This window comes from Dyadobacter sp., assembly GCF_051859145.1.
Classification (GTDB): Bacteria; Bacteroidota; Bacteroidia; order Cytophagales; family Spirosomataceae; genus Dyadobacter.
This window is the reverse complement of record NZ_JBHYGF010000069.1, coordinates 1-12,302: the sequence shown is the minus strand read 5'-3', so window position 1 is coordinate 12,302 and position 12,302 is coordinate 1. Positions and strand designations below refer to the sequence as shown.

The window sequence follows — 12,302 nt, the reverse complement described above, 5'->3', positions numbered from 1 at the left end:
CGATGCTTGCGAGTAACTTCCGTGCAGCTGCCAGTTTTTGTGCATTGCCCTCACCCGGTTGTTTTTCCAGCTCCTGAATGGTTTCGAGAATAGCATCCTTTTTGGTTTGAAGATTGGCAATACCGCCTTCGTGGAACCGTACATTGTACTGTTTGAAATATTCAAGCACATTGGTTCCGAAGTTGCTCAGCCAGGCACTTTCCTCGCCCTTTAACCCGTAACCCATTGTAATCTCGTTTTGGTACACCTTCCAGGGAACGCCTATTTCTTCGAGTCTCTCAGGGAAAGTTTTCCAGGTCAGTTCAGGATAAACGTAGTTACTGATATTCCACAAGTGTGCCATTCCCTCAGCCTCATTTTTCTCGCGAACGGTCCCGCTCATCCAATAGTAGCGGTTGGGGTGCGTACCCGTGATGCTTGAACAAAAGTTATGGTCACAAACCGTAAATGCATCCGCCAGCGAGTAGTAGAACGGGAAATCGGACCTGTCGCAGTAGCCCATGGTGAGCGGGATATGGGAGAATTCCTTGCGGCCGGGCTTTTTCACGTCCAGCCATTGATCGTACTTGCCGCCATTCATGGCATCTGTCTGGTCGCTCCAACCGTGGGGCACCGATCCCATCCAGGCTACTTTGGTATCCTTTACATTCAGGTGAAAAGGCGCGTAGGTATCGCCTTCTTTATTGGACTGGAACCAGACCTTATTCTTATTCGGCAGGTCAATTGCCCGCGGATCATTGTACCCTCTCACGCCCTGCAAAGTGCCGAGCTGGTGATCGAAGGACCTGTTTTCGAGCATTAAAAAAACGATATGTTCAGCGTCGTAGAACGTACTTCCGGGTTCCGGGTCGATAGCGAGCGCCTGCTGGATAACAGGCGGCAGCATATTCGCCATGGTGCCGGTACCAGCCAGCATAGCCGCTTTTTTTAGAAAGTCTCTGCGTGAATCCATTTGATACTTATTGGTAGTTGAGCTTAGTCGCGTTGAATACGGCGATGAGAAAAAGAAGTGCAAAATTATCGCAGCCCGCATTTCCCAATGTTAAGTCGCTGTTACGATTTGATGATTTTTAATAGGAGGTATAAGACTTTTAAACAAAGCAGGCGGGGGATGGGTTTATAATGTTTTAGGGCATAAAAAAGACTCCCTACACACGTTGCCGGAACAGGATTGGCGTTGTTCCTGTGTATTTTTTGAATTGTTTGCAGAGGTGGCTTTCGTCGGTGTAGCCGAATTCGTGGGCAATTTCGCTGAGTGTCATCTGGCTGTAAAGCAGGCGGGCTTCTATGAGCTTGACCTTGTGTTTGATGATGTATTGCTTTACAGATTCACCGGTATGTTTCTTGAAAAAGATGCTGATATACGCCGGCGCGTAATGAAAAGTATGAGCCAGATGTTCGATGGTGAGCTCCTCGGGCTGGTAAATGTGCTTTTTAATATACATCAGAATTGCTTCGATAGAATCCTGCTGCACAGGTTTGCTCTGGGCCTGGCTGAACAGATTGCGCGCCAGAATGATCAGCATACTGCGCATTAAATTGTCGCGGATTACTTCGAAATACTGCGACTGATCATTGGCAGATTCTGCTTCCAGAACGGCGAGCAGCTGGTGGAGCTTCTCTTTTTCCTGCTTGTCCTGCACAATGGAACCTCTGCTTTGCGAGGAAGTATGCAGCAGCCCACGAATAATGGGCTGCCAGGGATGGTCTTTGTCGCCGGGCAGTTGCTTGTGAATGGATTCGTTGAAACGGACAAAGCTGAATTCGGTCACTTCCAGGATGTCGAAATAGTGAAAATCTTCCGGGCCGAGCAGGAATACATCACCGGCGGCGTACGCAAATGCATTCCCGTTGATGTGGTGGGTGCCGCTTCCTTTCAGTATAAAAATGATCTCAAAGTAGGTATGCTTATGCACCGAATGCACCCACTTCACAGCTTCGAAATGGTAAATGCTGAATGGCGTATGAAGTACGTACCTTTTCATGGGAATGAGATTATCGTAAACCTACCAATTTACAATGGATTTTTACAATAAGGCTGGGTTACGACGAGCTAAATTTGCTTTTATAAACTGGACGAACAAGGCAATCTGTACATTTCTATGAAACAAACTTTTATTCTACTTTCCTGCTTGACAGTCTCGCTGGCATTGTTTTCAATGCAAAAACCTGCTGAGTGGACTCCGCTGCTGGACAAAGACCTGACGCAATGGGAAAATTACCTGAGCTACAACCACAAGCCAGGCTACAATGGAAAAATACCAACCGATCAGTCTGGGAATCCGATTGCACCTATTGGTTATAACAAGGACAAAGGAAACGTTTTCTCAGTAACAGAACAGTCTGGCAAACCTGTGCTGCGGGTAAGCGGGGAGACTTATGGTTGTCTTTTTACACGCAAATCATACAAGAATTATCACTTGAAGCTCGCGGTCAAATGGGGCGAGAAAAAGTATGAACCGCGGCTGGACAAGCTGCGCGACTCGGGTATACTGTACCACTCCACCGGCGAAGCAGGCGCAGAATACTGGCGTACCTGGATGCTTTCACAGGAGTTCCAGATCATGGAAGGACACATGGGCGATTTCTGGTGCCAGGCCAGTTCTGCGATTGATATCCGCTCCTTTCCGGCGGAAGGCGTAATGAACCGCGTTGCTGACCACAAGCAACCTTACGGGACTTTCAAGAGCGGCTCGGATTATTACTGCATGCGCTCGGTGAATCACGAAAGTCCGGCCGGGGAATGGACCAACCTCGAACTGATCTGCTACGAAGGAAAGAGCCTGCACATTGTCAACGGGCACGTGGTGATGGTGCTCAACAATTCACGCTACATCACGCCTGAGGGTAAGGAAGTTCCGATGATCAGCGGTAAAATTCAGCTGCAAAGCGAGGCCGCGGAAGTTTTTTATCGCGATATTCTCATCAAAGAACTTAGCGCTATGCCCAAGGAATATGCGGGATTGTTTTAAAAGAATAAATAAGTATCACAATTCATATCATTTGAAAATGAAGCAACAATCGAGAAGGAATTTTGTTAAAAGCAGCCTTTCGGCCGGCCTGGTAATCGGCGGCGCTACGGATCTTGCACCTAAAAATGTGTTTGTACACCACGTGCTGTTTTACCTGAAAAATCCGGGAAATGCAGGAGATAAGGATAAGTTGCTGGAAGGATTGAACAAGCTGGCCAAGTGCCCGACCATCAAAATGGTACATATCGGCACACCTGCAGATACAAACCGCGACGTAATCGAGCGGAGCTATGCCTACTCGTGGCTGTGCTTTTTCGACAATCCGGCGGATGAAGAGGCTTACCAGAAACACCCGATCCACGATGATTTCAGAAACAACTACGCGCACTTGTGGGAGAAAGTGGTGATTTATGATTCAGTTGGGCCAAAGCGGTAGTTGGTAGGTGTTGATTTATGCTGTATAGTGGGTGAATGTGTGGATTGAGGCAGGACGATGGAGATGCCGGCTGGCACGATATTCGTACAGTCATCACAAACAAACAAAAAACACATTATGGCAACTGTTGGAAACGCAACCGGCGTAATTAATGATCTGATTGAAATCAATAACGACCGCGTAGCAGGATTTGAAAAAGTAATAGCAGACATTCAAGACGAAAATATTGACTTGAAAGAATTGTTTCAAAGCTACGCACAGCAAAGCCGCAAAAACGGCCAGGAGCTGGCAGCAATCGTAGGCGCTGCCGACGAAGTTGAAACAGGAAACAGCGTAAGTGGTACTTTGCACCGTGCATGGATTGACGTAAAATCGCTGTTTGGCGGTAGCGACCGTGCAAGCATTTTGTCAGAAGCCGAACGTGGCGAAGACGCAATCAAGAAAGCTTACCAGGATGCACTGACAAGCTCAGATCTGCCAGCAAGCGCAATCGAGGTTGTAAGAAGCCAGGCGACGGAAATCAATGCTGCTCATGATAAAATCAAAGCATTGAGAGATATTGCAAAGGCATAATCCGATCAATAGCAAAAATGGAAAAGCTGCCCGAAAAGGCAGCTTTTTTTTGTTGTTACTTCACGACTGTCAACATAGAGCCGTTTTTGGTGGCCAGCTCGGTCAGTTTTCCTTCCGCGGTAAGTTTACGCAATTGTACCTCCGCCTCGTCACGGGGAGTGTTTGAAAGTTCGGCAAATTCGCGTGCGGTCAGCGAGTTGTATTTGCTGAAAAGGCTATCCCATTTCGTATCAATTTCCTTCTTAGCTGCTGTTGGCAGTTGGTCCAGCAAAGCCCCCTCGTAGACTGCATAAGGTTTGGTCCCATACACTTTTTGCTGGTTACCCTGCGCATTTACAAAGAACAGGGTAGGGAATCCTCTCACGCCCAGCTGCGCCGCCAGTGCCAGGTCTTCCTTAAATAATTCATTTGCTTTTTCATTGAAATCACTTTCCAGCTGACCGGTATTCAGCCCGACTTTTGCAGCGGCTGCGGCCAGGTTTTCCCATTTAGTGATATTCAGCTTTTTGAGAAATAGCATTTCCCTTAATTCGCGAAGGAAATAAACGGCTTTGTCAGTATCCTGCAACTGAGCGGCTTTGAATGCAATGGAGGGAGGGTAGGAGGAATGCAGCGGATCTTCCAGCCAGACATCTCCGTCGATCGGCATGTCGTAGTGCAAACTGACTTCGTCCCAATGCGAAGCCACGTCAGAAGGCTTGCTGATGCCGCCACTGTTGTAGCTCCAATCCGGCAATAGTCCGCCCATGCAATATTCTACCTCTATATACTGTCCATATTCGAGTTTAAGCCTCCGTAACTGCGGCTCAATTCCCCAACAGGAGGAACAGATCGGGTCTGTGAAATAGATGATTTTTACCGGAGCAGAAGCGGGGATTTCGGTTCCCGTTGTTGTATCAGTGGATAAGCCGGGCATTTCGCAAACGCCCGTTTCTATATCACACAAAAGTGGGTTATTCGGTGTTGATTCCATATCAGATATTGATTTTGATACAAATTTCGGCAAGTATCGCATGCAGATCAATTAGTCAAAAAAAGTTGACTGCCTGTAATCTGTAACTTTTACACAGCCTATCCTGTTGCTAGTTTGTACAAGACGCGGGATCAACAGCAAAATGTCAGTTAAGCATATGGAAAATGAAAGTGAGGCCCAGCGCCAGTGCCCGGCGGAGAGTTTGCTCAAACAGCTATCTGGCAAATGGAAGCCGCAAATCTTCCGCAGCGCATTGAAGCAGCCGGTCCGGTTCAATGCATTGCTGCGCGAGCTGGAAGGGTCGAGCAAACAGGCTATTGCCAGCGCATTGAAAGAAATGGAAGAGCAGGATCTGATCCGGAAAACCATTATCAATGAGAAACCACTTCACATTGAATACACACTTTCTGAGAAAGGCAGGTCGGTTATCCCCATTTTTAAACAACTGGAAAACCTGGCTGAGTAAGTTAAATCAACTTCAATGAGGGTTTTTTGCAGGCATTTTCACCTGCAATGCAATAGCATCTTCCAGCGCTTTGCCGTGTAAATTGACGGCCACGATTTTCCCGGATCTGTCCACAAGCACATTGAATGGAAGCGCTTCAATTTCGTAGGTACCCGCCACTGGCGACATCCAGAATTTGAGGTCACTTACCTGCGTCCAGGTGATCGCCAGCCTCTCTACTGCCTTTTCCCAGGCGGGTCTTTTACTGTCCAGCGAAACGCCCAGGATTTCAAATTGCTCTTGTTTTGCAAATTGGGTATGCAGCTTTTTCAACTCAGGCTGCTCCTGCACACAGGGTCCGCACCAGCTAGCCCAGAAGTCAATCAGAACCACTTTTCCGCGCAGCGAGGATAATCTGACGGTATCACCTTTCAGCCCCGGCAATGCGATTTCGGGTGCTGCATTCCCCACTTTCACTACGGTACCTTGCGCATTGGTGTGAAATGAAAATGCAAGTACCAGCGATAAGGCTAAAAGGAATCTGCTCAGTTGATTTAACATATCAGTTTACAGGATATCCCTTGTCGATCCAGTTGGTTTTGATGTTTTTAGGAATGTCCAGCAGGCGGGGTTTTGTAAAGTTTTGGTCTTTCAATGCAGCGAATGCAGGACGAATATTGGGGCACTTTTCGAATGGGCAGCATCCGCAGTAAAGTACTACTTCACGGTTTTTATCCTGTTTGGCAAGAATGGATTTCAGTTGGTCGATATTACCATGTTCATGCGCAGCGCCCGCGTCCAACGAACCTTTGATCACAGCTTGCGGACCCACATTGATGATGACCGGCTGCGCTGCGGAAGGATTATTGATTTGCTTTGCAAGGTCTTCGGCAGATTTCAACTCGGCTGCTGTCCAGGGTTCCCTGGTAACCTGCGCCTGCGCAATATTGAATGTAAATATGCCAAGTACAAGACTGGCGATGATGCTGATTTTTCTCATCGTGAATTAAGGTTTTGGTAAAAATACGTCTTTGTGATGTATTATCTAAGAACGTCGCTGAGAACAAAAGCTGCATTCTGGCCGCATTTAAATGTCATACTGCGATCAAAATGGCGAGCCGGTTGCTATCCGGAAAGCGCCTTTCTTACAACATCTTTTTTCAGCCGTGAAACAGGAACTCTGGCGCCATCTTCCATAATAAGGTAGCCGCTATCTTCTTTAACAAGGCTTTTGATATAGGTTTGATTAACCAGATGCGAGTTGTGCGGGCGCAGAAATCCGTAGCCGGAAAGCATTTCGTCGTACTCAAACATCGGCCGGGATACCAGCATTTGTTCGCCTCCGTCCAGAAAGAAAATCGTGTAATTGTTCTCAGCCTGGCAGCGGATAATCTGCGAAACTTTTACAAACCTCGTCTCTTTGGCAGAAGAAAGCCCGATCCGGTGTTCTGATCTCTGGCGCGACGTAACGAGCAGGTCCATTAAATTCTTCACCTGCGCATTCTGTATTTTCTGATCAATCTTCTGTTGCGCCCGCTGCACAGCCGTTTGAAGTTCCTGCGGATCAATGGGTTTCATAATGTAATCCAATGCAGAAAAACGGATCGCCTGAATGCCGTACTGGTCGTAGCCAGTCACAAACACCAGCTCGAAATGGTGACTTGGCAGCATTTTCAGCATTTCAAATCCGTTCTTCCCAGGCATTTGAATGTCCAGGAAAACAATGTCGGGTTTTGTCAAAATGATTAATTCAGCCCCATCGTCTGCATTTCCAGCGCGGCCGGCAACCGTCACCTGCGGACAGTACCTCGCCAGCAATGCGATCAGGTTGTCTACATTATGCACTTCATCATCAATGATCACTGCCTGCATCAAAGCCACTGTTTAAGAGTTATCGTCACCCGCGTTCCATTGCCTCCCGACTCGGTCTGCATGCTGATCAAACGCCGCTGCCTGTTCAGCAGCTTGATTCTTTCGCTTGTCAGATTGAGTCCTTTTCCGCTGCTTTTGCGGGCAATGTCAAATCCGCTTCCATTATCTTTTACTTCAATGACCAGGTCCGTTCCGCTTTTTACAAAGGATACATTCAGTTGTCCATTCGCCCCCAGTGCAGAAATCCCGTGTTTGATCGCGTTTTCTACAATGGGCTGGATCAGTAGCGGCGGCACTTCGGTTTGCAGGTTGCTTAATGCTGGCGCGACCACGATCTGGTATTTAAAGCCAAAACGGAGCTGTTCCAGTTTGATATAATTTTCAATATTGCTGATTTCGACCGAGAGCGGCACCATATCCTTTTCAGATTGCGTGAGCGTATTTCTCATCAGTTTACTGAAACCGGAGAGGTAGGTATTCGCGCGGTCAATCTCATTTTTGTTAATTAATCCCTGCAATGAGCCCAGCGCATTGAAAATGAAATGTGGGTTGAATGGCTTGCAGTTCCAGATTGGTTTTGGCTGCGAGTTGCCGGCTCTTCTTTAATCTGCTTCGGAACCACAGGTAAATGAGAATGCTGATAAGGAGCAGCGAGATCCAGGGTTGTTTGTAGAGCAAAGCAATTGGAATGAAGATCATAAACTGACTATTGTAGGCAATGCTATTAAGCCAGTGATGGTCTACTGCAAAAGGGTAAGTGCCAAAGTTCTTCCGTTCGGCGCTGTATGAAAATTGCAGCTCGTATTTACCGTCAACCAGCCAGGTCCAGTTCTCATTGGATTGTTTAAGTGCAATAAATGGCGTTAGTTCTTTAACGGTACCGATCCAAATCCCTCTTGGACCAATGCAGTATTGGATTCTTGTCGGCTGTATTTTGCCGTCGTAGTAAGCTTTTTTGAAACCAAAAAAAATCTCTTCCTCTGCGATGGACAGGCTGTCGGGAACCGCGTTGGGTTGTGAGTAGCGGGTCGGAGCCCGGTTATAAAAGTGCATGAATTTGCGCAACTGGCTTGTATCGGCCAGTCCCGCATTCATGTTTACATTGATATTTACATAAAACAATTCGGGTTTCGGATATTGAAATCTTATCCTGAGCTCACTCAGGAGCTTACCGGAGGAATCCAGAAGTGAGATTGTGGTGCTATCCGGTCCGAATGGAAGGGCCGGCGCGGCTGCACATTGTTCATCGTCCATCCTATACGCATTTACAGCATTGCTGCGCTGATCAAGGCTGGGTGTTTTTCCGTCCAAAAGAACCTGGTAGCCTGCGTTCAACTTGTCAGCATTGCGGATTACGGGAATCAGCCGCTCGGCCATTCTGCCGGCCTTCACATAATAAATTCCTGGTTTGGAGAAAATGAAAGTTGGTTTTGTAATGGTATCAATCACCGCGTAGCCGGCCACTTCCCGTTTTTCCTGTTCGGTGAAGCTTTGGATGATCAGATCAAGTCGCGGCTGCACACTTTTTTCATTGATAAGAAAGCGGTTTTCGCCTTTTTCGAGCAGTAAGATCTGACTGGTTGCATTCAATGCGGCGGTAACCAGAAGTGCAACAAGCCAGCATGATCTCCATGATTTCATACTTCAGAAGTTTGGTTCATGGCAAAGATCAGGCAGCATAGAGGCTGGAAAAACTGGGATTGTGCGGATAACACCTGTCAATGTGTAAAATGCAGGATCAGCCTGAATCTAATCAGGTTGCCCGGCTAATTTCTCCGCGAATAACCGGCAGCTACATCACAATTCCGTTCTTCGGAAGGATCTTTTCAGGTACTTTGTCAGCGCCGATCAGTTGCAGCAGGTTAATCTCGATTGTGCGCGACAGTGATGTCATCGGAATATCATTAGGCCCGTTTTCAAATGGATTTTGCAGGATATAGGCGATCCATTCCACATAAAAGAAGAGAAAGGAAATCACGAAAGTGATGGGAATAGCAATCCGGCCGATGCTTTCCACGAGTCCCATTGGCAGGATCAATGTAAAAATGAATATGACCAGCAATACGAAAAAGCTGTATTGGGTTGGGAAAATCGTGTTTTTAATGCGCTCGCACATTCCCATAGAGTTACACAATCGCTGAATGGTATCGTCGATATTCTGATAAAGCAAAGTCGGTATTTTTCCCTGCTCGTGCAGCGCGGCCATTCTAAACTGGATAAGGTTCAGGATTGCATTCGGGGCATTGTCCTGGCCCGATACGTATTCCAACTCGGTTGCGCTCAGATGCAGGTCGGCGTATACAAGCACCTGATTTCGCCGCAGCGAATTGGCCAGCGCGTAGCACCAGGCAATCTGCAAATGCGCCAGGTTGGATACAGCTTCGTCTTTCTCGTTCCGTTCCGTATCTATGAATGCGCTCGCCTGGCGGATCAGCGTGCGGCTGTCGTTTACAATGGCGCCCCAGACCTTGCGGGCTTCCCACCAGCGGTCGTAAGCGGAGTTGGTCCGGAAACCGAGCAGCAAGGAAAGCGCTGTGCCCAGAATGGTGATAATGGAAATCGGAAAAGAGAGAAAATGCCAGTTTTTGGTACTGTAAAGATAGAAAACGAGGGTTGCGTAGACTGTCACTGCGACGACTCCGGCCCAAATGCCTCTCAGCAGCCGCCAGATCGAAAATACTTGTTTTACGTACATAAACTGATTTCGAAATCTTTTTTGAAAAGGTAATAAAAAAACGGAGCTCTGAGTCGACCCTCAAAGCTCCGTTTTAAAATATTATGCCGGTTGATCAGACTGCTGCCGGCTCTGTCGCTGGTGTTGTACCATCGTCTTTCTTATGATGCCCTTTTTTGCCCATTGCCAGTTTTTCGATGGCAACAAACAAGACCGGTACCACGAAGATCGCCAGCGAAGTTGCGGCAAGCATCCCGCCAAATACAGTCCATCCGATTGTCTTACGCGACTCGGCCGCGGCGCCACTCGCAAATGCAAGCGGAAGTACCCCGAGTATAAATGCAAGCGAGGTCATGATAATCGGTCTCAGACGCAGCTGCACTGCTTCCAGTGTGGCTGCTACGAGTTCCATTCCATGGTCGACCCGCTCTTTTGCAAATTCGACGATCAGGATCGCATTCTTGGCGGCGAGACCGATCAATGTAATTAAACCGATCTGTGCATAAATGTTGTTAGACAAATTCGGCAGGAAAGTAAGTGTCAGAATCGACCCGAATGCACCGATTGGCACAGCAAAAAGAACCGAGAACGGGATTGACCAGCTTTCATAGAGTGCAGCCAGGAACAGGAACACGAACACGATCGAAATTGCGAAGATCGTGGTGGTACTGTCACCCGCTTTGATCTCCTCGCTACTCATACCCGAGAATTCGTAGCTGTAACCCGCAGGTAATTTCTGCGCCTCTTCACGCAATGCCTGTATTGCCTGGCCGGAGCTAAACCCAGGTTTTGGCGTACCATTGATCTCCACAGAACGGTAAATGTTGTAGTGGGAAATCAATGCAGGGTTTTCCACTACTTTGGAACTCACCAGGGAGCTGAGCGGAATCATATTGCCTTCGCGGTTGCGGACGTAGAACTTCTGAATGTTTTCCAATGAAGACCGGAAGCTGCTGTCTGCCTGCACCATTACACGGAAGTTACGGCCATACAAGTTGAAGTCGTTCACATAGCTACTTCCCAAAAGCGTGGACAATGAGCTGAATACATCATTAACCTGTACGCCCAGTTTTTTAGTCTTATCGCGGTCTACATCAATCTGGTAACTTGGCGTCCTGGCATTAAAGAAGGTGTATGCCATTGCAATCTCGGGTCGCTTGTTAACAGCACCCAGGAAGTTGCGCATAACGGTTTCAAACTGCTGAATGTTATCCGTGCTGGTTGATTGCTGTAACTGGAAGGTAAAACCGGAGGTTGATCCCAAACCAGGAATGGCGGGAGGAGCAATGGCCAGTACGCGTGCTTCCTTGATATCGCTTGTCCGTTTCTGGATTTCCTTGATAACAGCCTGCACGTGGTGTTCAGCGCCTTTCCTGTCTGCCCAGGGTTTCAGATTGACAAACATGGTACCAACATTGGACTTATTAGAAAAGCTGATAATGTTCAATCCCGCAAGACCACCTACGACACGCACCTCCGGAATAGAAGAAACGCGCTGCATAATGTCCTTGATCATCGCAACGTTACGCGCAGTTGAAGTTGCTTCCTGCATTTCATAAGTTACAAAAAGACGTCCTTCATCTTCAACCGGGATAAAGCCGGAAGGTTTATTTTTGAAAAGGAAGAACAAGCCTACAAATAAGCAGACCATCATAACAAGCACCAATGGAGTTGCCTTGATCCATTTGGACACGCCGCGGGTGTAACCATGAGAAAGCTTATCAAACCATCTGTTAAAGCGGTCGAAAAACTTTTCCAGCCAGTTTTTCTTTTCATCTGCACCCTTGGTGGGTTTCAGCATGATTGAGCACAAAGCAGGAGTCAGCGAAAGCGCAACAAATGCGGACAGCAATACAGAAACGGCAATGGTAATCGCAAACTGCTGGTAAAGGCGTCCTACAATCCCGGGCACAAAGCTTACCGGCACGAAAACGGCCGCAAGGATCAATGCAATAGCAATAACGGGCCCGGAGATATCTTTCATCGCCTGAACAGTAGCATCCTTGGGCGACATTTTCTTCTCATCAATATAATGCTGCACAGCTTCCACCACCACAATCGCATCATCGACCACAATACCAATGGCGAGTACAAATGCAAAGAGTGTCAGTGTATTAATCGTAAATCCAAATGGAATAAAGAAAATGAAGGTACCGATCAGGGAAACGGGAATCGCAAGGATCGGGATCAATGTGGCGCGCCAGTTCTGAAGAAACAGGAACACCACAATCACAACCAGGATCATCGCTTCCGCAAAAGTGTGCAGTACTTCTTCGATCGAGACCTTTACAACAGTTGCTGTTTCTGTTGGAATTACATAATCCAGATCTTTTGGAAAGGTCTTTTTCATTTCTGTC

Annotated in this window: 14 protein-coding genes; 4 read left to right on the top strand and 10 right to left on the bottom strand. The window is 47.5% G+C overall.

What is annotated here, in order from left to right; translation table 11 throughout:
* Both ACTIE6_RS05550 and ACTIE6_RS05545 read right to left on the bottom strand, forming a co-directional pair.
* Positions 1-952 (bottom strand): phospholipase C (locus tag ACTIE6_RS05550; RefSeq protein ID WP_439555684.1); only part of this gene is annotated, 952 nt, incomplete at its 3' end.
* Positions 953-1,148: 196 nt separating this feature from the next.
* The gene (locus ACTIE6_RS05545) at positions 1,149-1,985 is read right to left on the bottom strand and encodes a helix-turn-helix domain-containing protein (protein ID WP_439555683.1); all 837 of its coding nucleotides are present in this window, start codon (positions 1,983-1,985) and stop codon (positions 1,149-1,151) included.
* A 117-nt stretch (positions 1,986-2,102) separates the two neighbouring features.
* On the opposite strand from ACTIE6_RS05545, the gene ACTIE6_RS05540 reads away from it, so the two are divergent.
* The 3 genes from ACTIE6_RS05540 to ACTIE6_RS05530 all read left to right on the top strand — a co-directional run bounded on the left by ACTIE6_RS05540 (position 2,103) and on the right by ACTIE6_RS05530 (position 3,981).
* A complete protein-coding gene (locus ACTIE6_RS05540; RefSeq protein WP_439555682.1) occupies positions 2,103-2,972 on the top strand; it encodes a 3-keto-disaccharide hydrolase in 870 nt (289 codons plus the stop codon).
* Positions 2,973-3,009: 37 nt separating this feature from the next.
* Positions 3,010-3,408 carry a Dabb family protein gene (locus ACTIE6_RS05535; RefSeq protein WP_439555681.1) on the top strand — a complete coding sequence of 133 codons (399 nt, stop codon included), beginning with the start codon at positions 3,010-3,012 and terminating at the stop codon, positions 3,406-3,408.
* Positions 3,409-3,525: 117 nt separating this feature from the next.
* The gene (locus tag ACTIE6_RS05530) at positions 3,526-3,981 is read left to right on the top strand and encodes a ferritin-like domain-containing protein (RefSeq protein ID WP_439555680.1); all 456 of its coding nucleotides are present in this window, start codon (positions 3,526-3,528) and stop codon (positions 3,979-3,981) included.
* A gap of 55 nt (positions 3,982-4,036) precedes the next feature.
* Here ACTIE6_RS05530 and ACTIE6_RS05525 read toward each other — a convergent pair whose 3' ends face one another.
* A complete protein-coding gene (locus ACTIE6_RS05525) occupies positions 4,037-4,954 on the bottom strand; it encodes a ClpXP adapter SpxH family protein (RefSeq protein ID WP_439555679.1) in 918 nt (305 codons plus the stop codon).
* A 142-nt stretch (positions 4,955-5,096) separates the two neighbouring features.
* On the opposite strand from ACTIE6_RS05525, the gene ACTIE6_RS05520 reads away from it, so the two are divergent.
* Positions 5,097-5,420 (top strand): winged helix-turn-helix transcriptional regulator, encoded by a 324-nt coding sequence (locus ACTIE6_RS05520; protein ID WP_439555678.1) that lies wholly within the window; start codon positions 5,097-5,099, stop codon positions 5,418-5,420.
* A 12-nt stretch (positions 5,421-5,432) separates the two neighbouring features.
* Here the strand turns inward: ACTIE6_RS05520 and ACTIE6_RS05515 are convergent, their stop codons facing one another.
* The 7 genes from ACTIE6_RS05515 to ACTIE6_RS05485 form a co-directional block, all read right to left on the bottom strand.
* Positions 5,433-5,960, bottom strand: a complete 528-nt coding sequence (locus tag ACTIE6_RS05515; RefSeq protein ID WP_439555677.1) for a TlpA family protein disulfide reductase — start codon at positions 5,958-5,960, stop codon at positions 5,433-5,435.
* 1 nt (position 5,961) lies between these two features.
* Entirely contained in the window at positions 5,962-6,399 is a 438-nt protein-coding gene (locus tag ACTIE6_RS05510) for a rhodanese-like domain-containing protein (RefSeq protein WP_439555676.1), read from the bottom strand.
* A 125-nt stretch (positions 6,400-6,524) separates the two neighbouring features.
* Complete coding sequence (locus ACTIE6_RS05505) at positions 6,525-7,271, bottom strand: LytR/AlgR family response regulator transcription factor (RefSeq protein WP_439555675.1); 747 nt, start codon at positions 7,269-7,271, stop codon at positions 6,525-6,527.
* Entirely contained in the window at positions 7,271-7,789 is a 519-nt protein-coding gene (locus ACTIE6_RS05500) for a sensor histidine kinase (RefSeq protein WP_439555674.1), read from the bottom strand. The genes ACTIE6_RS05505 and ACTIE6_RS05500 overlap by 1 nt, the downstream gene beginning before the upstream one ends.
* The gene (locus tag ACTIE6_RS05495; RefSeq protein ID WP_439555673.1) at positions 7,773-8,912 is read right to left on the bottom strand and encodes a hypothetical protein; all 1,140 of its coding nucleotides are present in this window, start codon (positions 8,910-8,912) and stop codon (positions 7,773-7,775) included. The genes ACTIE6_RS05500 and ACTIE6_RS05495 overlap by 17 nt, the downstream gene beginning before the upstream one ends.
* A 151-nt stretch (positions 8,913-9,063) precedes the next feature.
* Complete coding sequence (locus tag ACTIE6_RS05490) at positions 9,064-9,966, bottom strand: bestrophin family protein (RefSeq protein ID WP_439555672.1); 903 nt, start codon at positions 9,964-9,966, stop codon at positions 9,064-9,066.
* Between the two features lie 94 nt (positions 9,967-10,060).
* The coding region (locus tag ACTIE6_RS05485; protein ID WP_439555671.1) for an efflux RND transporter permease subunit at positions 10,061-12,302 on the bottom strand (2,242 nt) is incomplete at its 5' end.

What these genes read in the sequence shown, in the direction of transcription:
- ACTIE6_RS05495 (WP_439555673.1), bottom strand. Translation starts at nt 8,912, where the DNA reads ATGAAATCATGGAGATCATGCTGGCTTGTTGCACTTCTGGTTACCGCC.
- ACTIE6_RS05545 (WP_439555683.1), bottom strand. Translation starts at nt 1,985, where the DNA reads ATGAAAAGGTACGTACTTCATACGCCATTCAGCATTTACCATTTCGAA.
- ACTIE6_RS05525 (WP_439555679.1), bottom strand. Translation starts at nt 4,954, where the DNA reads ATGGAATCAACACCGAATAACCCACTTTTGTGTGATATAGAAACGGGC.
- ACTIE6_RS05530 (WP_439555680.1), top strand. Translation starts at nt 3,526, where the DNA reads ATGGCAACTGTTGGAAACGCAACCGGCGTAATTAATGATCTGATTGAA.
- ACTIE6_RS05505 (WP_439555675.1), bottom strand. Translation starts at nt 7,271, where the DNA reads ATGCAGGCAGTGATCATTGATGATGAAGTGCATAATGTAGACAACCTG.
- ACTIE6_RS05490 (WP_439555672.1), bottom strand. Translation starts at nt 9,966, where the DNA reads ATGTACGTAAAACAAGTATTTTCGATCTGGCGGCTGCTGAGAGGCATT.
- ACTIE6_RS05510 (WP_439555676.1), bottom strand. Translation starts at nt 6,399, where the DNA reads ATGAGAAAAATCAGCATCATCGCCAGTCTTGTACTTGGCATATTTACA.
- ACTIE6_RS05540 (WP_439555682.1), top strand. Translation starts at nt 2,103, where the DNA reads ATGAAACAAACTTTTATTCTACTTTCCTGCTTGACAGTCTCGCTGGCA.
- ACTIE6_RS05520 (WP_439555678.1), top strand. Translation starts at nt 5,097, where the DNA reads ATGTCAGTTAAGCATATGGAAAATGAAAGTGAGGCCCAGCGCCAGTGC.
- ACTIE6_RS05535 (WP_439555681.1), top strand. Translation starts at nt 3,010, where the DNA reads ATGAAGCAACAATCGAGAAGGAATTTTGTTAAAAGCAGCCTTTCGGCC.
- ACTIE6_RS05515 (WP_439555677.1), bottom strand. Translation starts at nt 5,960, where the DNA reads ATGTTAAATCAACTGAGCAGATTCCTTTTAGCCTTATCGCTGGTACTT.